The sequence below is a fragment of the Amycolatopsis sp. NPDC059657 genome (assembly GCF_042734395.1).
GTDB lineage: Bacteria > Actinomycetota > Actinomycetes > Mycobacteriales > Pseudonocardiaceae > Amycolatopsis.
In genome coordinates this window covers 99798-121205 of the sequence record NZ_JBHWEB010000007.1, presented here as the reverse complement: position 1 = coordinate 121205, position 21408 = coordinate 99798, and the positions used below count along the sequence as shown (strand labels likewise).

20 protein-coding genes are annotated in these 21408 nt (G+C 70.4%); 16 read left to right on the top strand and 4 right to left on the bottom strand.

Annotation, left to right across the window (positions count from 1 at the left end; genetic code table 11):
• Positions 1-35: 35 nt before the first annotated feature.
• Positions 36-1553 carry an FAD-dependent monooxygenase gene (locus ACFV15_RS06280; RefSeq protein ID WP_378349076.1) on the top strand — a complete coding sequence of 506 codons (1518 nt, stop codon included), beginning with the start codon at positions 36-38 and terminating at the stop codon, positions 1551-1553.
• A gap of 212 nt (positions 1554-1765) precedes the next feature.
• Here the strand turns inward: ACFV15_RS06280 and ACFV15_RS06275 are convergent, their stop codons facing one another.
• Both ACFV15_RS06275 and ACFV15_RS06270 read right to left on the bottom strand, forming a co-directional pair.
• The gene (locus ACFV15_RS06275; protein ID WP_378349075.1) at positions 1766-2422 is read right to left on the bottom strand and encodes a hemerythrin domain-containing protein; all 657 of its coding nucleotides are present in this window, start codon (positions 2420-2422) and stop codon (positions 1766-1768) included.
• A gap of 90 nt (positions 2423-2512) precedes the next feature.
• Positions 2513-3163, bottom strand: coding sequence for a TetR/AcrR family transcriptional regulator (locus tag ACFV15_RS06270; RefSeq protein ID WP_378349074.1), 651 nt, complete (start codon positions 3161-3163; stop codon positions 2513-2515).
• 94 nt (positions 3164-3257) lie between these two features.
• On the opposite strand from ACFV15_RS06270, the gene ACFV15_RS06265 reads away from it, so the two are divergent.
• The 7 genes from ACFV15_RS06265 to ACFV15_RS06235 all read left to right on the top strand — a co-directional run bounded on the left by ACFV15_RS06265 (position 3258) and on the right by ACFV15_RS06235 (position 11318).
• Positions 3258-4652 carry an MDR family MFS transporter gene (locus tag ACFV15_RS06265; RefSeq protein WP_378349073.1) on the top strand — a complete coding sequence of 465 codons (1395 nt, stop codon included), beginning with the start codon at positions 3258-3260 and terminating at the stop codon, positions 4650-4652.
• Between the two features lie 17 nt (positions 4653-4669).
• Positions 4670-5566, top strand: coding sequence for a mycothiol conjugate amidase Mca (gene mca / locus ACFV15_RS06260; protein ID WP_378349072.1), 897 nt, complete (start codon positions 4670-4672; stop codon positions 5564-5566).
• A gap of 92 nt (positions 5567-5658) precedes the next feature.
• On the top strand, positions 5659-6636 hold the full coding sequence (locus tag ACFV15_RS06255; protein ID WP_378349071.1) for a zinc-binding alcohol dehydrogenase family protein: 978 nt from the start codon (positions 5659-5661) through the stop codon (positions 6634-6636).
• Positions 6637-6721: 85 nt separating this feature from the next.
• Positions 6722-8128, top strand: a complete 1407-nt coding sequence (locus tag ACFV15_RS06250) for a DHA2 family efflux MFS transporter permease subunit (RefSeq protein WP_378349070.1) — start codon at positions 6722-6724, stop codon at positions 8126-8128.
• 5 nt (positions 8129-8133) lie between these two features.
• Positions 8134-9324, top strand: a complete 1191-nt coding sequence (locus ACFV15_RS06245) for a nucleotide disphospho-sugar-binding domain-containing protein (RefSeq protein WP_378349069.1) — start codon at positions 8134-8136, stop codon at positions 9322-9324.
• A gap of 12 nt (positions 9325-9336) precedes the next feature.
• Complete coding sequence (locus tag ACFV15_RS06240) at positions 9337-10179, top strand: aromatase/cyclase (protein ID WP_378349068.1); 843 nt, start codon at positions 9337-9339, stop codon at positions 10177-10179.
• 17 nt (positions 10180-10196) lie between these two features.
• A complete protein-coding gene (locus ACFV15_RS06235; RefSeq protein ID WP_378349067.1) occupies positions 10197-11318 on the top strand; it encodes a glycosyltransferase in 1122 nt (373 codons plus the stop codon).
• 109 nt (positions 11319-11427) lie between these two features.
• On the opposite strand, the gene ACFV15_RS06230 is transcribed toward ACFV15_RS06235, so the two are convergent.
• Positions 11428-12036: a dTDP-4-dehydrorhamnose 3,5-epimerase family protein gene (locus ACFV15_RS06230; protein WP_378349066.1), complete on the bottom strand. Its 609-nt coding sequence runs from the start codon at positions 12034-12036 to the stop codon at positions 11428-11430.
• A 130-nt stretch (positions 12037-12166) separates the two neighbouring features.
• On the opposite strand from ACFV15_RS06230, the gene rfbH reads away from it, so the two are divergent.
• The 8 genes from rfbH to ACFV15_RS06190 are packed head-to-tail and all read left to right on the top strand — an operon-like array spanning position 12167 to position 20400.
• The gene (gene rfbH, locus ACFV15_RS06225) at positions 12167-13471 is read left to right on the top strand and encodes a lipopolysaccharide biosynthesis protein RfbH (protein ID WP_378349065.1); all 1305 of its coding nucleotides are present in this window, start codon (positions 12167-12169) and stop codon (positions 13469-13471) included.
• Positions 13468-14217 (top strand): SDR family NAD(P)-dependent oxidoreductase, encoded by a 750-nt coding sequence (locus ACFV15_RS06220; protein WP_378349064.1) that lies wholly within the window; start codon positions 13468-13470, stop codon positions 14215-14217. Before rfbH ends, ACFV15_RS06220 begins: the two co-directional genes overlap by 4 nt.
• A 26-nt stretch (positions 14218-14243) precedes the next feature.
• Positions 14244-15635, top strand: a complete 1392-nt coding sequence (locus tag ACFV15_RS06215) for an NDP-hexose 2,3-dehydratase family protein (protein ID WP_378349063.1) — start codon at positions 14244-14246, stop codon at positions 15633-15635.
• Positions 15628-16590: a Gfo/Idh/MocA family protein gene (locus tag ACFV15_RS06210; protein ID WP_378349062.1), complete on the top strand. Its 963-nt coding sequence runs from the start codon at positions 15628-15630 to the stop codon at positions 16588-16590. The genes ACFV15_RS06215 and ACFV15_RS06210 overlap by 8 nt, the downstream gene beginning before the upstream one ends.
• Entirely contained in the window at positions 16587-18203 is a 1617-nt protein-coding gene (locus ACFV15_RS06205; protein WP_378349061.1) for an acyl-CoA carboxylase subunit beta, read from the top strand. Before ACFV15_RS06210 ends, ACFV15_RS06205 begins: the two co-directional genes overlap by 4 nt.
• On the top strand, positions 18200-18382 hold the full coding sequence (locus ACFV15_RS06200; protein ID WP_378349060.1) for an acyl-CoA carboxylase subunit epsilon: 183 nt from the start codon (positions 18200-18202) through the stop codon (positions 18380-18382). Before ACFV15_RS06205 ends, ACFV15_RS06200 begins: the two co-directional genes overlap by 4 nt.
• Positions 18383-18397: 15 nt before the next feature.
• Positions 18398-19363, top strand: coding sequence for a thiamine pyrophosphate-dependent dehydrogenase E1 component subunit alpha (locus ACFV15_RS06195; RefSeq protein ID WP_378349059.1), 966 nt, complete (start codon positions 18398-18400; stop codon positions 19361-19363).
• Positions 19360-20400 carry an alpha-ketoacid dehydrogenase subunit beta gene (locus ACFV15_RS06190; RefSeq protein ID WP_378349058.1) on the top strand — a complete coding sequence of 347 codons (1041 nt, stop codon included), beginning with the start codon at positions 19360-19362 and terminating at the stop codon, positions 20398-20400. The genes ACFV15_RS06195 and ACFV15_RS06190 overlap by 4 nt, the downstream gene beginning before the upstream one ends.
• Here ACFV15_RS06190 and ACFV15_RS06185 read toward each other — a convergent pair.
• Positions 20397-21398, bottom strand: coding sequence for a LuxR C-terminal-related transcriptional regulator (locus tag ACFV15_RS06185; RefSeq protein ID WP_378349057.1), 1002 nt, complete (start codon positions 21396-21398; stop codon positions 20397-20399). The genes ACFV15_RS06190 and ACFV15_RS06185 overlap by 4 nt on opposite strands.
• Positions 21399-21408: the final 10 nt, after the last annotated feature.

Below are 21408 nucleotides of genomic sequence, written 5' to 3'. Positions count from 1 at the left end.
GCTGTGCGCACCTGTCGACTGTGGAGGAAATGCCGATGAGCGAGGAAAACGTGCCGGTCCTGATCGCCGGGGGCGGCATCGTCGGCCTGGCCGCGGCGGTGTTCCTGCGCTCGGCGGGCGTCGCGGTGATGGTGGTCGAGCGGCACGAGGGCACCTCGATGCTCGCGAAGGCCAGGGTGCTCAGCCCGCGCACGATGGAGCTCTTCCGCGGCCACGGCCTGGAGGAGCCGGTGCGCGCGGCGCCACCGTCGGTCTTCCTGGACGCGACCGATGTGGTGCGCGCGGAAACCCTTGCCGGACAAGAGATCTATCGCGGCAGCAGGCCGCCAGGCGAGTCCGTCTCCGGCAGCAGCCCGTGCCCGCCCGCGCTGGTCGAGCAGAGCACGGTCGAACCGCTCGTACGGGCGAGGGCGGAGGAACTGGGCGCGGACGTCCGGTTCCACACCGAGCTGACCGAGTTCTCCCATGACCCGGACGGCGTCACGGCCTCCATTGTGGACAGATCGAGCGGTCGGGCGCGCACGGTGCGCGCCGAGTACCTGATCGCGGCGGACGGCCATCGCTCGCCCATCCGCGGCGCGCTCGGCATCGGCACCACCGGCGAACGGCTCGCGCACGTGGTGAACATCGCGTTCACCGCTGACCTGACCGGCCCGCTGCGCGGCCGTCCGGTCGGACTGGCGTACCTGAACCGCCCGGTGCCGGGGACCTTGCTCGCGCGGCTCGACGGTGACGACCGCTGGGTGCTGATGGTCCCGCACGATCCCGCGTCGCTCGAGGAGTTCACGCCGGAACGCTGCGCGGAAGCGGTACGCGACGCCGTCGGCGCCGAGGTGCCGGAGCTGCGGATTCTGCCAGCGGTACCGGGAAGTTCCCGCGCCGTCCACACCTGGGAACTGGCCTCGTGGGTCGCCGACTCCTATCGCCGCGGCCGCGTCCTGCTGGCGGGCGACGCGGCGCACGTGATGCCCCCGTCGGGCGGGCTCGGCGCGAACACCGGGATCCAGGACGCGCACAACCTCGCCTGGAAACTCGCCGCGGTACTGCGCGGCGAGGCAGGCGACCGGCTACTCGACACCTACGAGGCGGAACGCCGCCCGGTCGCCGAACTCACCTGCGCCCTGTCCACCCGCCTCCAGGCCGAACGCGCCGACGGCGGCGCCGGCGACGCCGCGTCCCGCGTCGCCGCGATCGCGCTCGGTGAGGGCTACCGCTACGTCTCGGATGCCGTACGTGGCGGGGAATCCGGCACGAGGGCACCGCATGTGATGGTGCGCCGGGACGGCCTCGACTGCTCCAGCCTCGATCTCCACGGTCCCGGTTTCACGCTCGTGCTCGGTTCCGCTGTCACGGACGCGCCGGCATTGCCCGGGGTGGAGGCCTTACGCGTCGGCCGCGATGTCGTGGATCCGGAGGGCGCGTGGACGCGCGCGCTCGGCCTCGGTGCGGCGGGCGCGGTTCTCGTGCGGCCCGACGGATTCGTCGGGTGGCGCACGACCGACTGGCGGCCGGGCGACCTGGGCTCGACCCTGCGCGGGCTGCTGGCTCGCTGACCCGGGAATCGGGGGCGCGGCGGGAACCCGTGCCCCCAAGCGACTTCAGAGCCACACCTAGCCCGAATGCGGCGTTCGTCAGGTCTGATAACCCGAAAGCCACTTTCGTCAGATCGGGTCTGACGAAAGTGGCTTTCGGCTTCCGCTAGGTCCCCAATGCGTCGTTCGGGTCCTGCCACGGACCGGACGACGCATTGGGGTAACCCCGGGGATCAGGCGGGCGGGAGCGAGGCTACGAGCGATCGGTAGGCGGGCTCCCACTCGGAGTCGTAGCGCTCACGCAGTGCCGGTGGCATGTTGCCGAGCATGAACTGCCTGGCCACCGGGGTCGCCTGCTCCAGCAGCAGCGGCATGGTCGGGACGAAGTCCGCGGGGTCGTGGCCTTCCGCGAGGCTGCCGAGCATGCCCAGGTAGGCCTCGTGCGTCACCTTGTCGCGCAGCACCGGCACCATGTGCTCCTCTTCGAGGCTCAGGTGCCCGAGCATGAGCTCGTCGAAGGCGGCGATGCGCTCGAGCAGGGGGCGCAGCACCGATTCGCCGGCGGCCAGCGAACGCAGGCCCTCGTCGATGCCCGCGAGGTGACCGTCGAGGGAGTCGTGCTGCTCCTCCAGCGTGTCCGCGATCGCGGCGAGGCCGGGTTCGGCGGCGAGGACGACCGGCCAGACGTGGCTGTCCTCGCTGGTGTGGTGGCCGTCGAGGATGGTGGTGAACATCGACCACCAGTCCGCCAGCTTCCGCGCGGCCGCCTGGTCCAGCGTGCCGGCCGCGTCGGCGTTCGCCAGGCGCTTGCCGAGCTCCGGGATCATCCGGCGGATGAGGTCGTGGGTGATGGTGAACCCGGTCAGGTTGTTCCCCAGCGTGACGGACAAGACGTGCTCCTCCCTGCGGCCGTCCGGGCAGGTCCCGGCGGCTTACTGGGCTGGAGCGTGCCAACGCCCGGTCGAGTCCGGCTCGACCGCTCAGCGCGTGTAGCTGTCGCCGAGCGCGGGTTCGAGCAGCGAGAAGGCCGAATCGGCCAGCGCCGTCAGTGCGGCGCGCACGGTTTCGGGGCCGGTGTGGTCGCGGATGAGGGCACGCCCCTTGTTGACCAGTACGCGATGGGCGGCCGCGAGCTGGGCGGCCACCAGCACGGGGGCCGGGTCGTCACCACGCGGTTCCGCCGCGAGCGCGTCCGCCAGCGCGGCTTCCCGTTTTTCGTCGAGTTCGCGTTCGCGGGCGCGCAGCCGCTCGCTGCTGTGGACGAGCTGGGCGAAGTCGGCGGTGCAGAGGCCGTTCAACGGCCGGTTCGCGTCGAGTGAGCCGACGAATTCCCGGTGCAGCGCCCGCAGCGCGGACTCGCCGGGCCGCCGGTCGCGCAGCACCTTGGCGAGACTGTCCTCGACGCCTTCATGCGCGTCGAAGACGAGATCTTCCTTGCGGGGGAAGTAATTCGTGACAGTCATCTTGGACACGTCCGCCGCCTCGGCGACCTCGGCGATCGTCACGTTCTCGAAGCCACGCTCGATGAAGAGCAGCGTCGCGACGTGGGCCAGCCGCTCGCGGGTCTCCTGCTTCTTGCGATCGCGCAGCCCGATCGCGCCGTGTGTCTCCATGCCACTGAGGATACGCACAACTTTAGGCTATCCCAATAATTTGGTTTGACATAAATTCTAGGTCGAGCTAAGTTTGTGCTCGACCTAGTCAATCGAGAGCGAGGAGGCACCCGTGAAGGTCCACACCGCACGACCCGAGCAGGAAGAGCGCCTCGATCCGGCGCTGGTCAGGCTCGGCGCGGTGCTCGTGCTCGCGGCCGTGCTCGCCCAGCTCGACGCCACGATCGTCACGGTCGGCATCGGCTCCATCGCCGACGTCTTCCGCGCGACGGTCACGACCGTCCAGTGGGTCAGCACCGGCTACCTGCTGACGGTCGCGTTCACCGCGCCGCTCTCGGGCTGGCTGCTGCGCCGGTTCGGCGGCAAGCGGGTGTGGCTCGCCTCGGTCGCGTTGTTCGTGCTCGCCTCCGCGTTGTGCGGGCTGGCCTGGTCGGCGGAGTCGCTGATCGTGTTCCGGCTGCTGCAGGGCGTCGGCGGCGGGCTCATGCAGCCGGTGGGGCAGGCGCTGGCAGTCCGGCACGCCGGGCCGAAACGCATCGGCAGGCTGGTCGGTCTCATCACCGTGCCGGTTTCACTGGCGCCGATCCTCGGCCCGGTCGTCGGCGGCCTGCTGGTGGGCACCGTCGGCTGGCGCTGGCTGTTCCTGGTCAACGTCCCGCTGGGCGTGCTCGCGCTGGTGCTGGCCGCCCGTGTCGTCCCGGCGGACGCCGCCGAGCGCGACACGAAGCTGCGCCCGGACGGGCTCGGCCTGATGCTGCTGCCGCCTGGTCTGGTCGCGCTCGTCTACGGCCTCGCGCAGGTCGGCCAGGCCGGGTTCGACATGACGCAGGCGTGGCTGATGATCGCCGGGTTCGTGTTCCTCGCCGGGTACGTCGTCCACGCGCTGCGCACCGAACGAACCCCGCTGCTCGACGTGAAGTTGTTCGCTGGCAAGGGTTTCGCGCTGGCGGGCATCAACACCTTCCTGCTCGGCGCGGCGCTGTACTCTTCGATGTTGCTGCTGCCGTTGTACTTCATGCAGGTCCGCGGGCTGAGCCCGCTCGCCGCGGGACTGATGCTCGCGCCCCAGGCGCTCGGCACCGCGCTGGTGGCCGCGCCCTCAGGCAAACTGACCGATCGGCATGGACCACGTGCCATCGTGCTGGCAGGCATCCTGCTCACCATCGCGGGCACCGTCCCGTTCGTACTGTCCGGCGTCGGCGACGTGGTGCTCATCGTCGCGCTGCTGGTGCGTGGCATCGGGCTCGGTGCGATCGTGCCGCCGAACGTCGCCGCGACGTACACCTCCGTCGACCGGAGCCAGGCGCCCGCCGCGACCAGCGCGCGCACGGTGCTCAACCGGATCGGCGGCTCGGTGGGCACCGCGGTGCTGGCCGTGATCCTGCAGAACGCGCTCACCGGCGCGGAAAGCGCGCAGAGCGCGTACAGCCACACGTTCTGGTGGGTGCTGGCGTTCAGCGTGCTGACGCTCGTGCCCGCCGCGCTCTACCCCCGCAAAGCGCCCTGACGGCAAAGGAGAAGCCGATGACCGAATCCACTTCCCGCCCGCGTGCCGGCCTCCGGTTGATGGCCGTGCACGCCCACCCCGACGACGAGTCCAGCAAGGGCGCCGCGACGCTCGCCAAGTACGCGGCCGAGGGCGCCGAGGTGCTGGTCTGCACCATGACCGGCGGCGAGCGCGGCGACGTGCTCAACCCCGCGATGGACCGGCCCGAGGTCTGGGCCGACCTGCCCAGGCTCCGCCGCGCCGAGATGGAACGGGCCCGCGAGATCCTCGGCGTCGAGCAGCGTTTCCTCGGTTTCATGGACTCCGGCCTGCCGAAGAACGGTGAGCCGGTGCCCGCGGGCTCTTTCGCGCTGGAAGAGGTCGAAACGGCCGCGGTGCCGCTCGTGCGGGCGATCCGTGAGTTCCGTCCGCACGTCGTGGTGACCTACGACGAGAACGGCGGCTACCCGCATCCCGACCACATCAAGACCCACCAGGTCGCGATGGAGGCGTTCGACGCGGCGGGCGTCGCGGATCTCTACCCGGGGACCGGCGAAGCCTGGCAGCCGCTGAAGCTGTACTACATCTGCGCGTTCAGCAAGGCCTACTTCCAGGCGATCTACGACGGCATGACGGCCGCCGGGCTGCACTCGCCGCACGGCGAGGTACTCAAGGGCTGGGACGACTCCATGCGCACCTGGGACATCACGTCGCAGGTCTCGTGCGCCGAGTGGTACCCGACGCGGCTGCGCGCGCTGCTCGCGCACGAGACCCAGGTGAACCCGGACGGGCCCGAACGGTCGTGCCCGCTGGAGATCGAGCAGCAGGCATGGCCGACCGAGGACTACCACCTGGTCCGGTCGCTGGTCGAGACGACCGTGCCCGAGGACGACCTGTTCGCGGGCGTGACGGCCGAAGCGGTCGCCGCGCACTAGGACGGCTCGGTGGCCGCTCAAGTGCGGCCGCCGAGGCTGGGAGGCGACCGGACCCGTTCCGCGTGGTCCCCTCCGACGAGAAAGAGACACCCATGCGCATCGTCCGCTATCACGAGCACGGCACACCGGAGGTGCTGCGCGTCGACGAGGTCGACAAGCCCGAGCCGGGTCCCGGGTTCGTCCGGATCCGCAATGAGGCCATCGGCGTGAACTTCGCAGGCCTGCAGGAGCGGGCCGGTGACTTCTACTACGGGAAGTCCGTGCAGCTGCCCGCTTCCCCCGGCGGTGACTCCTGCGGGTTCATCGACGCGCTCGGCCCCGGTGTCGAAGGATTCGCCGTCGGCGACCGGGTCGCCAGCATCATCTTCAAGGAGGCCTTCGCCGAATACTCGCTGGCCAGGGTCAAGGACCTGGTGCGGGTGCCAGCCGAGATGGACGCCGCGCAGGCCACCATGCTGAGCTCGCCCGCTCAGGTCGGCCTCGAGGTCATCCAGGCCGCGACGCTCAAGCCGGGTGAGTCCGTGCTGGTGCACGCCGCCGCGGGCGCGATCGGGCACCTCGTGGTGCAGATGCTGAAGGCGCTCGGCGCCGGAACCGTCATCGCTACCGCGAACTCCGCGGCGAAGCTGGAGTTCGCCAAGGAACTCGGCGCCGACATCGCCATCGACTACAGCCGCGAGGGCTGGGACGACGAGGTCCGCGAGGCCACCGGCGGCGCGGGTGTCGACATCGTGCTCGACAGCGTCGGCTCCGACATCACGCAGAAGAGCGTGCGGCTGCTGAAGCCGTTCGGGCGCTTGGTGTTCTACGGTTCGGCCTCGGGCGGCAAGGAGCTGCCGAAGGTCTCGCTGCAGGACCTGGCAGGCCGCTACCTGACCCACTTTTCGATGGGTGTCATGGACGGCCAGGTCGACGACTTCACCCCGATCGTGGACGAAGTCTGCGAAATGGTGCTCAGCGGCAAGGTCAAGCCGGTCGTCTACACCGAGCTGCCGCTCGCCGAGGCCGTCAAGGCACATCAGCTCATGGAAGACCGCGCGCAGCTCGGCCGCGTCGTCCTCATTCCCTGAGCCATCAGGCCCGCTGTGGCCCGCGACCTCCCCCCTAGCGCGGGCCACAGCTTCCTTTTCCCTGTCCAGATAAGGAAAGACAGACATGACCACCACCGCGAGTTCCCCGGCGCCGCCGCAGGACGAGCGTCTCGACCCCGCACTGCTCAAGCTCGGTGTCGTGCTGGTGCTGGGGACGATTCTGGCCGTGCTCGACGCCACCATCGTCAACGTCGGCGTCGAAGCGATCCGGCGTGACTTCGACAGCCCGCTGGCCACCGTGCAGTGGATCAGCACCGGCTATCTGCTGGCGTTCGCGCTGGTCGCGCCGATCAGCGGCTGGGCGACGAACCGCTTCGGCGCGAAGCGCACCTGGATGGCGTCGGTGGCCTGCTTCGTGATCGGGTCCGCACTGTGCGGTCTCGCCTGGTCGGCGGGCTCACTCATCGTTTTCCGGGTACTGCAAGGGATCGGCGGCGGTCTCATCCAGCCGATCGGGCAGGCGATGCTCGCGCAGGCAGCCGGGCCCAAGCGGCTCGGCCGCGTGATGAGCCTGCTGATCATCCCGCTCACCTTCGCGCCCGCGCTCGGGCCGGTGATCGGCGGTGTGCTGATCGGCGTGTTCAGCTGGCCGTGGATCTTCTACATCAACGTCCCGCTCGGCATCATCACGCTGCTGCTCGCCAGGCGCGTGCTGCCGTCGTCGAAGCCCGAAGGCGGACTGAAGCTCGATGTGCGCGGGTTGCTGCTGGTTTCACCGGGTCTGGCCGCGATGCTGTACGGCTTCTCCGAGACGGCCAACGGTGGTTTCGCCTCGCTGCGCGCGCACGGGCCGATCGCGGTCGGCGCGCTGCTGCTGGCGGTCTACGTCTGGCACGCGTTGCGCAAGGACACCCCGGTGCTCGATCTCCGGCTGTTCGCCAACCGCGCGTTCACCAATGCCGTGCTCACCTCGTTCCTGGTCGGCGCTGCACTGTTCAGCTCGATGTTCCTGCTGCCGTTGTACTACCAGCAGGTGCGCGCCCAGGACGCGTTACACGCCGGGCTTTTGCTTGTGCCACAAGACATCGGGATCGCGATCGCGGTGTTCTTCGCGGGCAGGCTGACCGGGCGGCTGGGCCTCAAGCCGGTGCTGCTGGTCGGTATCGGGCTTTCGATGATCGGCACGCTCGCCTACACCCAGGTCGGCTCCGATCCCAACGAACTGCTGCTCGGCGCCGGGCTGTTCGTCCGCGGCCTGGGGCTGGGCGCGGCGATGTCGCCGGTCATGACGGCCGTGTTCCAGAGCGTCAAGCCGCCGCAGATGCCGCAGGCGGCGGGCGTGACCAACGTCCTGCACCGCATCGGCGGCTCGCTCGGCACCGCGGTGCTCGTCGTGGTGCTGCAGCACGAGCTCGTCTCGTCGGCGCCGTCCAGTGCGTTCGGCACGTCGTTCTGGTGGGCGTTCGGGTTCAGCGCGCTGACCCTGCTGCCCGCGCTCGCGCTGCCGGGACGACCCGCGAAGCAAGGCTGACACCGATGCGCATCCTTGTCGTCGCACACGGTGCCAGCCACGTTCCCTGGGTGGTGCCGCTGGCTTGGGCCGCCAGGCTCGCCGGGCACGAGGTGCGGGTGGCCGCCCGGCCGCAGTCGCTGGCCGGAGTCCGGTCGGCCGGCCTGATCGCCGTGCCGATCGGCGAGCACGCCGCGGGCGAGGCGTTCGCCCGTGGGACCATCCCGGACGCGGCCGAGCGCCCGGAGCGGGTGCCCGCCGACTGGCCGATGGGCCCGCTGCCGTGGTCCGAGGAACGCAGGCTCGCCTGGGCCGGGCAGGTGCTCGGGCTGGCCGACTCGCTCGCGGACGACCTTGTCGGCTTCGCCAGGCACTGGCGGCCCGATCTCGTCGTCTACGACATCGGCGCGGTCGTCGGCCTGGTCGCGGCCGCGGCCGTCGGCGTGCCGGCCATCGGGCATGGCTGGGTGCAGCCGATGGGGCTGTACTTCTTGGCGGAGAACGAAATCCCGCCCGCGTACTTCCGGATGTTCGAACGGTTCGGTGTCGCGCCGAGTGTCGGTACCGACACCTGGATCGACCCCTGCCCGCCCGCGCTGGCCCGTCCGTCCCGGGTGCCCAAGATCCCGGTCCGGTACGTGCCGTACAACGGTTCCGGCGAGATTCCCGACTGGCTGCGCAGGGAACCGGAACGCCCGAGGGTCTGCGTTTCGGGCGGGATCACCACGCGCAACTTCAACGAGCGTCGTGAGCAGCTGCTGGACGAGGTCGAAGGCCTCGACGCGGAGATCGTGCTGGCGGTCGCCGGGCACGAGGAGTTCGACGGGCTTTCCTTGCCGGCCAACGTCCGGCTGACCGGCTGGATCCCGCTGGGCGCAGTGGTCCAGACCTGTTCGGCGCTGGTGCATCACGGCGGCGCCGGCAGCGGGATGACCGGGCTCGCCTACGGGGTGCCGCAGCTCGTGGTGCCCGACGGCCGCGATTCGACGCAGTGGCTGTGGGGTGATCTCGTCGAGCGGGCGGGCGCCGGGATCTGCGTCGATCCCGACCGGCAGGCCGTGCCGGGCGGGCTGCGGTCCGCGATCGGCGCGGTACTGGGGCAGCCGGAATTCACCGCGGCCGCGCGGGAGGTCCGCGCCGAGATCGACGCGATGCCGTCGCCCGCCTCGGTGGTCGCCCAGCTGGAGGACCGCGCCGCGGTCCCCGCGCATTCGTGAGGAGCTGAGGAAATGTCATCCGAGATCCACCGCACGCGGGCCGAGATAGCGGTCGGCGCGCCTGCCGAGGCCGTCTACGCGGCGCTCACCGACGTGCTGAACTGGCCGTTGCTCTACCCGTGGGTGGCGCACACCGAGATCGCCTGGCGTGAAGGCGCCAAGGACCGTTCGCGGTTCTGGGCGGTGCGGCCCGGCGCCGGCGAGAGCCTGCGTGTCTGGGAATCGCACCGCACCCTGGACGACGGCGCGCTGCGCATGGACTTCGAGCAGCAGGGCACCGTCGGTGCGATCACCGGGCTCGGCGGCTCGTGGCTGTTCGTGCCGCTGCCCGACGGCGGCTGCCGCGTCGAGTCACACCACTGGTTCACCGCGGACGGCGATCCGCAGGCGACCGTGGCGGAGCTCGACCGGCACGGCGCGCTGCAGATGCGCACCCTCAAGGCCGCGGTCGAGTCGAGCGCCGAGCGCGACCGGCTCACCTTGCGCGCCACCAGGTCCACGGTGGTGCCCGGCCCCGCCGAGCGCGTGTACGCCGGTCTGCTCGAGGCGGTCACCGGCACACCGGCAGGGCCTGGCGACACCGCCGAGTTCGTCACGACCACCGACGGCAGGGCCGTGGTGATCGCCACCGCGCCGCACACGGTCGTGGTGAAGCAGCTGGAACCGCCGGCCGGTTTCGACCTCTACCGCACCACCTGGCGAATGTCCGAAGAGCCGGACGGGATCCGCGTGACCGCCGAACGGCTCGCGGTCGCGCGGCCGGAGGGCCTGACGGACGCGCGCCGCGCCGAGCTGCTGAACTCACTCGGGTTCCTCGCCGAGGCCGATCTCCCGCAGGGCCAGTTCACCAGCTGACCAGGAGAGGAACGACCGTGCGCCTGCTCTTCACCACCTGGTCCGGATCCGCCCATCTGGCCCCGCTGGTCCCGCTCGCCTCGGCCTGCGCGGCCGCCGGGCACGACGTGCTCTTCGCCGTGCCCGCCGGCAGTGTCCGTGACGTCGCCGCCGCCGGGCTCCCGGTGGCGGCGACGGGTTCGGTCCCGGTCCCCACCGGCGCACCCGAGGTCGCCCGCCCGCCAGGCCGGTGGCCGTCGGACTGGCCGTCCCGGATCCCGAGCCTCGACGAGACCCAGCGCCGGATTCTCACGTCACTGGAGGACCGTCAGGCAGGCATAGCGGAGGGCATGCTGCCCGATTTGCTGCCACTGGCCCGAAAATGGCGGCCGGACATCATCGTCGCCGACGCGAGCACGTACGCCGGTACCGTGGTCGCGAGCAACCTCGGCGTGCCGCTCGTCTGCCACCAGTGGGGTGGTCCCGCGGTGCTCGACCTGGGGCGCGGCGCCGGCTACCGGCGGCTGTTCGACCGGTTCGGCGCCGACCCCGCCCACCACCCCGACGTCTGGGCCGGGCCCTGCCCGCCGAGTCTGTGGCTGCCGTCCCCGGCCACGCGATGGGCGATCCGCTATCAACCGGCGCTGGCTGGGGCTTCAGGGTTCGCGGTTTGCGTCACCTGGGAGCCGAACGCGCGCATCACCGAGCGGGATCCGTTGCTGGCAACGGGAATCGCGCTCGCTGATGCCGGGGTGCCGACCGCGCTGGTGGTCACTCCCTCACAGCGCGCGGATTTGCCGACCGGCCTGCCTGTGCTGACGACGTTGCCGCGTTGCGAAGTCCTTTTACATCAAGGAAACGGCATGACCGGCATGGCGGCTGCCTCAGCCGGTATCGCGCAGGCGATCGTCTCGCCACGGCCGGAGCAGTTGCTCATCGGTGACCGCCTGGCCGCGGCTGGCGCGGGCTGGCATCTGCGTGGCAGCGACTTCGACGGCGACGTGTCGGTGATCCGCGATGGGGTGCTTTCGCTGCGGACTCCCGCCGTCCGCTCAGCCGCTGCCGAGCTGCGACGGGAGATCGAGGCTTTGCCCGCGCCCGCCGAAGCCGTCGGCATGCTGACCGCCCTTGCCTCGGCCGAGGCCAGCCGGTCCGCGTGAACGCCACTTCCGCTGGTGCGGTGGGTGTGCGGCTCGCAAAAATCCCAATGTGGCTTTCGTCAGCTCAGATCTGACGAAAGCCACATTGGGATTTTTTTCCCAGGCCGGGTCAGGCGCGACGCTTGGCCGCATAGTGGGCCAGACACTCCGTATAGGTCGCCAGCCGGCCTTGGTCGGCGTTTTGGCTCAGGGTAAGGGCGTTCGAGTCCTTGGCGGACATGACGGGCTCGCCGGTGAGGATGTCGGCCCAGGGCAGCGCGAGTTCCGGGTCGAACGGCCAGATGTCGACCTGGGTGCCCGGTACGTAGAGCGTCGAGCACAGGTAGCTCACGCAGGCGTCGTCGGTCAGCGCGACGAAACCGTGCGCCAGGCCTTCGGCCACGTACATCGCGCGGCCTTCGGTCGCGTTGAGCTCGGTGACCGTGTGCGTGCCGAAGGTGGGGGAGCCGAGGCGCACGTCGACGACCACGTCCATCACCGCGCCGCGGACGCAGCTGACGAATTTGGACTGGCCGGGTGGCAAGGTCACGCCGTGCATGCCGCGCAGGGTGCCGCGGACCGAGGACGAGTAGTTCGTCTGGGCGGGCGTGAACACGTGCCCGGTCGCGCGCGCGAGCTCGTCGTGGCGGAAGGATTCGAAGAAGCCGCCTCTGGCGTCGGTGAACAGGCGCGGGGTGACGCGGAAGGCTCCTGGTACTTCCGTCTCCTGGATCTCCATACGGCGCAAGGTAATCAGCGTGCCTGGAGTGGTGGCGGTCCACCGGGTGTCGAGCCCGGTTCGAGATCGCTGCCGGAAGGTCGTCGATGCGCGAGAAGCCGCGCCGAGCCGACTTTGGAGGTAGCCGCCGATGACGGGCAAGAAGGCGTTGATTCTCGACGAGACCCGCCTGTATCACAAGGAAAAGCAGGACGACCGGCCGTTCGTGCCCGGGGTGACCGAGATCTGGCCGTCCGGCGCGGTGCTCGACGAGAACGACCGGACCGCGCTGGTCGAGGCCGCGCTGGAGATGCGGATCGCCGCTGGGTACGCCTCACGTAAGTTCGAGAGTGCCTTCGCGCGGAAGCTGAAGCTGCGCAAGGCGCATCTGACGAACTCGGGCTCGTCGGCCAACCTGCTCGCCACCAGCGCGCTGACGTCGCCGCTGCTGGAGGACCGCAGGCTGCGCCCCGGCGACGAGGTGGTCACCGTCGCGGCAGGCTTCCCGACCACGGTCAACCCGATCCTGCAGAACGGCCTGCTGCCCGTCTTCGTGGACGTCGACCTGACCACGCTCAACACGACCGCCGACCGGGTCGCGGCCGCCATCACGCCGAAGACGAAGGCGATCATCATCGCCCACGCGCTCGGGAATCCGTTCCCGGTGGCCGAAATCGCCCAGCTGGCCGAGGACAACGACCTCTTCCTCATCGAGGACAACTGCGACGCGGTCGGCTCCACCTACGACGGCAAGCCGACCGGCACCTTCGGCGATCTGACGACCGTCAGCTTCTACCCGGCCCACCACCTGACGATGGGTGAGGGCGGCTGCGTGCTCACCTCGAACCTCGCGCTGGCCAGGATCGTGGAGTCGTTGCGCGACTGGGGCCGTGACTGCTGGTGCGAGCCAGGCGAGAGCAACAAGTGCCTCAAGCGGTGGGACTACCAGATGGGCACCCTGCCCGCCGGGTACGACCACAAGTACATCTTCTCCCACGTCGGCTACAACCTGAAGACGACCGACCTGCAGGCCGCGCTCGGCCTGAGCCAGCTCGCGAAGCTGGACGACTTCTGCGCCGCGCGCCGCCGCAACTGGCGTCAGCTGCGCACGGCGCTGCAGGACGTGCCGTGGCTGCTGCTGCCGGAAGCCACCCCGCGCAGCGACCCGAGCTGGTTCGGCTTCGCGCTGACCGTCTCGCCGGACGCGCCGTTCAAGCGCGCGGAACTGGTCGCCTTCCTGGAGGACCGCAAGATCGGCACGCGGCGGCTGTTCGCGGGCAACCTGACCAGGCACCCCGCCTACCTCGACCAGCCGCACCGGGTTTCCGGCGATCTGGTCAACAGCGACATCGTCACCGAGCAGACGTTCTGGGTCGGCGTCTATCCGGGACTCACCGAGGAGATGCTCGACTACGTCGCGTCGTCCATCAAGGACTTCGTCGGCGGCGCGCGATGAAGCTCGGGCTGTGCGGGCGCACCGTGCTCGTCACCGGTGCCACCGGCGGGATCGGTGAGGCGATCGCGCGGGCCTTCGACGAGGAGGGCGCGCGCGTCGCCGTCGCCTATCGCGGGAACCGTGAGGCGGCCGAGAAACTCGCCGCCGATCTCGGTGACGCCTTCGCCGTCCACTACGACCTCGAGGACCCGGATTCGCCTGCCGCGGCGGTCGCCGCCGTGCACGAGCGCTGGGGTTCGCTGGACGTGCTGGTGGCCAACGCGGTCCGCTGGGGCGAGCGCCGCACACCGGGCACCGGCTTCGAAGACGTGCCCGAACAGGACTGGCTGCCGGTCGTCGGCGGCAACCTCGCCCCGGTCATCAGGACAGTGCAGCACGCGGTCCGCGGCATGCGGGAGCGCGGCTGGGGCCGGATCGCGCTGATCTCCTCGCACAACGCCTTGGGCGGCAACAAAGGCCAGGAGTTCTACGGCTCGGCCAAGGCCGGGTTGCACGGACTGGCCCGCAGCCTGATGTGGGACGTCGGCGGGGACGGCGTGCTGGTCAACGTGGTCAGCCCCGGCCTGACCATGACGGACCGGGTGCGCGACGGACTGCCCGAGCCGGTCAAGGCCCGCGAGCTCGCGAACACCCCCACCGGGCGGCTGAGCGACCCGTCGGAGGTCGCTCGCGCCGTCGTCTTCCTCTGTTCCGAGGCCAACGGGAACGTCACCGGCGCCGAGCTCACCGTCGCCGGCGGCCGCTGAGCACCGAATCGAAAAGGAGTCGTCAGATGTCATCTTTCGAGACAGCGCTGCGGCCACGCCACGACGCCGGTGTGGCCGCCAGGATCGCCAGGTCCGCCGCGACGGCGGACGGCGCGCAGCTCGACCTCGCCGGGTTCCACGACTGGTTCGCGCGGCGGCGTGCCGAGCACCCGTTCCGCGTCGACCGCATCCCGTTCGCGGAGCTCGAAGGCTGGCACACCCAGGAGGGCACCGGGAACCTGGTGCACCGCAGCGGGAAGTTCTTCAGTGTCCAGGGCCTGCACGTGACGCTCGACAGCGGCGCCGACTGGTTCCAGCCGATCATCCAGCAGCCCGAGATCGGCATTCTCGGCATCCTCGTCAAGGAGTTCGACGGGGTGCTGCACTGCCTGATGCAGGCCAAGATGGAACCGGGCAATCCCAATCTGCTCCAGCTTTCCCCGACCGTGCAGGCCACCCGCAGCAACTACACCCAGGTGCACGGCGGCTCGGCCGTCCGTTATCTCGACTACTTCCTGCGGCCCGAGCGCGGCCGGGTGCTCACCGACGTGCTGCAGTCCGAGCACGGCGCCTGGTTCCACCGCAAGCACAACCGCAACATGATCGTCGAGACCACGGGCCCGGTGCCCGCGCACGAGGACTTCCGCTGGCTCACCTTCGGCCAGATCGCCGCCTTGCTGCGCTACGACAACCTGGTCAACATGGACGCCCGCACGGTGCTCGCGAGCGGCCCGCAGGCGGAGGTCCGGCCGGAGACCTGGGCGCTGCACCCGGACGCCGACCTCCGGTCCTGGTTCACCGCGGAGCGGTCACGCCAGGACGCGCACGCCGAACGCGTGCCACTGGCGGGCATCCCGGGCTGGGCTCGCACGGACACCGCGATCCACCACGTCGACGGCCGGTTCTTCGAGGTCGTCGCGGCCTCGGTCCAGGCCGGAAGCCGTGAGGTGGCCAGCTGGACCCAGCCGCTGTTCCGGCCGCGCGGGCCCGGTGTCGCCGCGTTCCTCGCCAGGCCGATCAACGGGGTGCTGCACCTGCTGGCACACGCGCGGATGGAAGGCGGGCTGCGCGACGCGGTCGAGATCGCGCCGACCGTCCAGTGCATCCCCGGCAACTATGCCGGCGCCGGAGCACCGCCCCGGCCGCGCTACCTGGACCTCGTGCTCGCCGCCGATCCCGCGCGGATCCGTTACGAGGCAGTGCATTCCGAGGAGGGCGGCCGGTTCCTCGACGCCGAGGCGCGCTACCTGGTCATCGAGGTCGACGATTCCGAGGTGCCGCTCGACACCCCGCCGGGCTACAACTGGGTGACGCCAGGGCAGCTCAATCTCCTTGTCCAGCAAGGACATTGCGTCAACGTCCAGGCACGCACCCTGGTCGCCTGCCTGGCCGCGATGGAACGGCTGACCGGTGTTTGAGCCACTGCGCGTCGGGGTGCTGGGGTGCGCCGAGATCGCCAGGCGCCGGATGCTGCCGGCGTTCGCGGCGGCGGACGGCGTCGAGCTCACCGGCGTGGCCGCTCGCGATTACGCCCGTGCCGTGGAGACGGCCGCGCCGTACGACTGCAAGGCTTTCGAAAGCTACGAAGCCCTCATCGAGTCCGTCGACGCCGTGTACATCCCGCTGCCCGCCGCGTTGCACGAGCGGTGGGTCGAACGGGCACTCGACGCCGGAAAGCACGTGCTGTCCGAGAAACCGGTCACCACCAACGCGTCCGGCACCCGGCGGTTGCTGGCGCTGGCACGGGACCGGGGCCGGGTGCTGATGGAGAACGTCCTGTTCGTGCACCACGGCCAGCACATCGCCGCCCGGCGGCTGGTGCGTGACGGCGCGATCGGCACGCTCACCGGTTTCGAGGCCGCGTTCACCGTGCCGAGGCCGAAACCCGGTGACATCCGGCATTCGGCCGAGCTCGGCGGGGGAGCGCTGCTGGACGTCGGGATCTACCCGGTCCGCGCCGCGGTGCATCTGCTCGGCGGACCGTTGCGGGTCAAGGAAGCCGCGTACACCTCAGTGTCCACTGTGGAGTACGGCGGCACCGCGACGCTCGAAACGGCCGACGGCGTGACCGCGCGTCTCACCTACGGGATGGACCACGAGTACCGCTCGGCCTACACCTTCACCGGCAGCAAAGGAACTTTGGCACTCGAGCACGTCTTCACCACGCCCGCCGACCGCAGGCCCATGCTCCGGCTGGACCGCAGCGGCGGCTCCGAGCGGATCTCGCTGGAGCCGGAAGACCAGGTGGCCGCGACCGTGCGGGCCTTCGCCTCGGCCTGCCGGATCGGCAGGACCACCACCGCGGACTGCCTCGCGCAGGCGGATCTGCTCGACGAAATCAAGGCACGATCAGAACAGGAAGCCCGGAAATGACCGTTGTCGACGACAAGCCCGTGACCGTCGCGCCGCCGCCGTACCCGGTCGCGGCCCCGCCCGTCCGGTCCGCCGCCGAGCTGACCGCGGAGCTGGGCAGGCTGCGGGACAAGGTGGCACGCGGCGACCAGCGCGCCACCGACGCCCAGCACGCCAAGGGCAAGCTGACCCCGAGGGAACGGATCGGCCTGCTCTTCGACGAGGGCACCTTCACCGAGGTGGAAGGCCTGCGCAAGCACCGATATCACGGCTTCGGCATGGAACGGAAGCGTCCGCACTCGGACGGCGTCATCACCGGCTGGGGCCAGGTCGACGGGCGGACCGTGTTCGTCTACGCCCACGACTTCCGCATCTTCGGCGGCGCGCTCGGTGAGGCGCACGCCGCCAAGATCCACAAGATCATGGACATGGCCGCCGCGGCGGGCGCGCCGATCGTCGGGCTGTGCGACGGCGCGGGCGCGCGGATCCAGGAGGGCGTGACCGCGCTCGCCGGGTATGGCGGCATCTTCCAGCGCAACGTCCGCAATTCGGGGGTGATCCCGCAGATCAGCGTGATCATGGGCCCGTGCGCCGGTGGCGCGGCCTACTCGCCCGCGCTGACCGACTTCGTGTTCATGGTGCGCGAGACCTCGCAGATGTTCATCACCGGGCCGGACGTGGTCCAGGCGGCCACCGGCGAGTCGGTGACCCAGAACGGGCTCGGCGGCGCCGACGTGCACACCGAGATCTCCGGGGTCGCCGGGTTCGCCTACGACGACGAGGCCGAGTGCCTCCAGGACGTGCGGTACCTGCTCAGCCTGCTGCCGTCCAACAACCGCGAGCTGCCGCCCGCGCTGCCGTCGACGGATCCGGCCGACCGGCGCGGTGAAGCGCTGACCTCGCTGGTGCCCGCCGATCGCGGGCGGCTGTACGACATGGCCGCGGTGATCGAGGAGATCGTCGACGACGGCGAGTTCTTCCAGGTGCACGAACGCTGGGCGGGCAACGTGATCTGCGCGCTCGCCAGGATGGGCGGGCAGGTGGTCGGCATCGTCGCGAACCAGCCGAGCGCGCTGGCCGGCGTACTCGACATCACCTCGTCGGAGAAGGCAGCGCGGTTCATCCAATTCTGCGACGCCTTCAACATCCCGCTGGTCACACTGGTCGACGTCCCCGGCTTCCTGCCCGGCGTCGCGCAGGAGCACGGTGGCGTCATCCGGCACGGCGCGAAACTGCTGTACGCCTACTGCAACGCCACCGTCCCGAGGATCTCGGTGGTGCTGCGCAAGGCGTACGGCGGCGCGTACATCGTGATGGACTCCAGCTCGATCGGCGCCGACCTCGCGCTCGCCTGGCCGACCAACGAGATCGCCGTGATGGGCGCGGAGGGCGCGGCGAACGTCATCTTCCGCCGGGAGATCGCCGCTTCGGCCGATCCCGAAGCGACCCGCGCACTGCTCATCGAGGAGTACCGCGAAAAGCTCACCCATCCTTACTACGCGGCCGAATGCGGGCTCGTCGACGACGTCATCGACCCGGCGGAGACCCGGTCGAAGATCATCGCCGGGCTGACCATGCTGCGTGCCAAGCACACCGAACAGCCCAGCCGCAAGCACGGGAACCAGCCGCAATGACCGAGCTGCGTGTCCTGAACGGAAACCCGAGCCCGGAAGAGCTGGCCGCGCTGGTGGTCACGCTCGCGTGGCTCACCGGCCGTGACGACCCCGCCCCCGTGAAGACGGCCCGGCCGCGGTGGTTCCGCCGCGCCGCGGCGCCCACCTGGGCCACCGAGACCGGCCCCGGCTGGCAGTGAAGGAAAGGACGAACGATGACCCACCGGCTGGTGCGGGAGATGGTGCGGATCCGCTGCGTCGAGGAGACGCTGGCGGAGCGGTACCGCGACGAGCAGGAAATGCGGACTCCCACGCACTTTTCCATCGGCCAGGAGGCGACCTCGGTCGGCGTCTGCGCGGCCACCCGTGACACCGACGTGGTCTACAGCGGGCACCGCTCGCACGCGCCGTACCTCGCCATGGGCGGTGACCTGCGCGCGATGACCGCCGAGATACACGGCAGGGCCACCGGCTGCGCCGCCGGGCGTGGCGGGTCGGTGCACCTGGTCGATCACGCGGCCGGGTTCGGCGGCTCCGCGGCGATTCTCGGCGAGATGATCCCGGTCGCCGTCGGCGCGGCCTGGTCGTTCGCGATGGCGGGCGAGCCGAGGGTGGCGGTGACCTTCTTCGGCGACGGCGCCACCGAGGAGGGCGTGTTCGCCGAGTCGGTGAACTTCGCCGCGCTGCACCGGTTGCCGGTGCTGTTCGTCTGCGAGAACAACGGCTACTCGATCGAGTCGCCGCTGCGGTCGCGTCAGCCGGAGGGCACGACCATCACCGATCGCGTCCGGTCGTACGGGGTGACGGCGAGCCGGGTCGACGGCAACGACGTGTTCGCCGTGCACTGCGCGGCCGACGAGGCGCTGACCCGGTGCCGCGAAGGCGACGGGCCGTACTTCCTGGAGCTGGACACCTACCGCTGGCGTGAACACGTCGGCCCGAACTGGGAGCCGGACGACGGTTACCGCGGCAAGGCCGAGGTCGACTCGTGGCTCGGCCGCTGCCCGATCCGGCAGGCCGCGGATGCCTTGCGGGACACCGATCCCACGATCGACCGGCTTGTCGAGGACTGGTACGGCGAGTTCCGTGCCGAGGCGGCCGAAGCCGTCGAGTACGCGAAGGCGAGCCCGTTCCCCGATGTCGCGGATCTGCTCGCCGGCTCGGATGAGAGGACCCGATGACCATGCGTGAACTCACCTACTGGCAGGCGATCAGCGAGGCCACCGTGCAGTGCATGGCAGCCGATCCCGCGATTTTCGTGGCGGGGGAGGGCGTCGACGACAGCAAGGGCATCTACGGGACGACGCGCGCGGCGTTCGAACGGTTCGGGTCGTCGCGGGTCTTCGACGTGCCGAACGCGGAGAACGCCACCGCGGGCATCGCGATCGGGGCGGCAGCGATGGGCCGCAGGCCGCTGCTGGTCCATTCGAGGGCCGATTTCCTGTTCCTGGCATCAGATCCGTTGATCAATCTTGCGGCCAAATGGCGCTATATGTACGGAAACCAGGGCGGGGTGCCGGTGGTGACCCGAGGCGTCGTCGGCCGAGGCTGGGGCCAGGGCGCGACGCATTCCCAGAGCCCGCAGTCGCTTTTCGGGCACTTCCCCGGCTTGTACGTCGCCATGCCGGCCTCGCCCGCGGACGCCAAGGGCCTGCTCGTGCAGGCGCTCCGCTCGGAGACACCGGTCGTGCTGCTGGAAAACCGCGGGCTCTACCAGCACCGCGGCGAGGTTTCCGAAGCGGCGACCGGGATTCCGTTCGGCAAGGGCCGAATCGTGCGTGCGGGACAGGACGTCACCATCGTCGCGGCCTCGCTGATGGTGTACGAGGCCGAGCGTGCCGCCGACCTGCTCGCCGAGCGCGGGATCAGCGCGGAAGTCGTTGACGTGCGCAGTATCCGCCCGCTCGACGAGGAGCTGATCTGCGCGTCGGTCGCGAAGACCGGCAGGCTCGTGGTGGCCGACACCAGCTGGGCGAGCTACGGCCTGGCGGCCGAGGTCGCGGCCGTCGCGGCGGAAAACGTCTTCGACGCGCTGCGCGCGCCGGTCCGCAGGGTCACGCTGCCGGACTGCCCGGCCCCGGTGTCCTACCCGCTGGAGGAGGCGTTCCATCCGGACGCGCGGCGCATCACCGCCGCCTGCCTGGAACTTCTCGGCGACGCGCGCGCCACGGTCCGTCAGCTGGAAGGGGTCACCGCCGGTTTCGTCGGCCCGTACTAGCTCGGGCAGCCGCAGCGACTGCCCTCGAGCGTGGTGGTCGAGCCGAGCCAACCCCTTTCGGCGGCACGGAAACCGGCCTCGAAGCGGCTTTTCGCGCCGAGCCGCTTCATCAGGTCGGCCATGAAGCGGCGGGTGGTCCGCAGCGACAGGCCCAGCCGCCGCGCGGCGACCTCGTCGGTCAGCCCGTCGGCCAGCAGCCGCAGCAGCTCGCGTTCCTGTTCGGTCAGCCCGTCTCCGGCGCGGCAGGGTTCCTGGCCGAACGGGGCCGCGGTGTTCCAGATGTGCTCGAAGAACGCCAGCAGGGTCGCGATGATCCGGCGGCTGGTGATCTGGACGGCGCCTTCCCTGCTGTTGTCCGGATTGAGCGGCACGAGCGCGATCTCGCGGTCGACCAGCAGCATCCGGACGGGCAGGGTCGGCGCGGTGCGGAACTCGGCGCCGCGCTCGGTGAGCCGGTTCGCGTACCGGAGGGTCCCCGGGTCGTTGCGCACGCTGTTCAGGTAGATCGTGCGCACGGCCACCCCCCTGGCCAGCGCGTGTTCGTTCAGCGGGAGCCCGGCTTCGATGCTGGACTCCGACTGGGCGCCGCCCGGCATGACGGAAAGGCATTCGACGGAGGCGTGGTTGGCCAGCACCTCGAGCCTGCTCTGCACCTCGTCGATGCCGATCAGCTGGTCGACTTCGACGCGGGGGCTGGCCGACTGCAGGTCGACGATCAGCTCGGAGATGGTCGCGTGGCTCTGCGCGAGTTCCTGCTGGCTCTTGTGCAGCTGCGCCTGCCGTGATTGCAGCAGCGCGAAAAGGCCGAACTGCGGCTCGACCGGGCGAAGCCGGGTCGGATGCGTCAGCGAGCGCCTGACCAGCGCCAAGTCGGCCAGCCGGTCCAGCGCCGCCCGGATGTCTTCCTCGGTCATTTCGAGATATTCGGCCAGCTGCGCGACTCCCCAGTCGCGGTGGACGACCATCGCCCGGTAGACGGCTTCCGCCGTCGTATCCAACCCAAGCGGT

Coding starts and splice junctions, on each gene's coding strand:
- ACFV15_RS06280 (WP_378349076.1), top strand. CDS start 36: ATGAGCGAGGAAAACGTGCCGGTCCTGATCGCCGGGGGCGGCATCGTC.
- mca (WP_378349072.1), top strand. CDS start 4,670: ATGACCGAATCCACTTCCCGCCCGCGTGCCGGCCTCCGGTTGATGGCC.
- ACFV15_RS06255 (WP_378349071.1), top strand. CDS start 5,659: ATGCGCATCGTCCGCTATCACGAGCACGGCACACCGGAGGTGCTGCGC.
- ACFV15_RS06250 (WP_378349070.1), top strand. CDS start 6,722: ATGACCACCACCGCGAGTTCCCCGGCGCCGCCGCAGGACGAGCGTCTC.
- ACFV15_RS06245 (WP_378349069.1), top strand. CDS start 8,134: ATGCGCATCCTTGTCGTCGCACACGGTGCCAGCCACGTTCCCTGGGTG.
- ACFV15_RS06240 (WP_378349068.1), top strand. CDS start 9,337: ATGTCATCCGAGATCCACCGCACGCGGGCCGAGATAGCGGTCGGCGCG.
- ACFV15_RS06230 (WP_378349066.1), bottom strand. CDS start 12,036: ATGGAGATCCAGGAGACGGAAGTACCAGGAGCCTTCCGCGTCACCCCG.
- rfbH (WP_378349065.1), top strand. CDS start 12,167: ATGACGGGCAAGAAGGCGTTGATTCTCGACGAGACCCGCCTGTATCAC.
- ACFV15_RS06220 (WP_378349064.1), top strand. CDS start 13,468: ATGAAGCTCGGGCTGTGCGGGCGCACCGTGCTCGTCACCGGTGCCACC.
- ACFV15_RS06215 (WP_378349063.1), top strand. CDS start 14,244: ATGTCATCTTTCGAGACAGCGCTGCGGCCACGCCACGACGCCGGTGTG.
- ACFV15_RS06205 (WP_378349061.1), top strand. CDS start 16,587: ATGACCGTTGTCGACGACAAGCCCGTGACCGTCGCGCCGCCGCCGTAC.
- ACFV15_RS06200 (WP_378349060.1), top strand. CDS start 18,200: ATGACCGAGCTGCGTGTCCTGAACGGAAACCCGAGCCCGGAAGAGCTG.
- ACFV15_RS06195 (WP_378349059.1), top strand. CDS start 18,398: ATGACCCACCGGCTGGTGCGGGAGATGGTGCGGATCCGCTGCGTCGAG.
- ACFV15_RS06190 (WP_378349058.1), top strand. CDS start 19,360: ATGACCATGCGTGAACTCACCTACTGGCAGGCGATCAGCGAGGCCACC.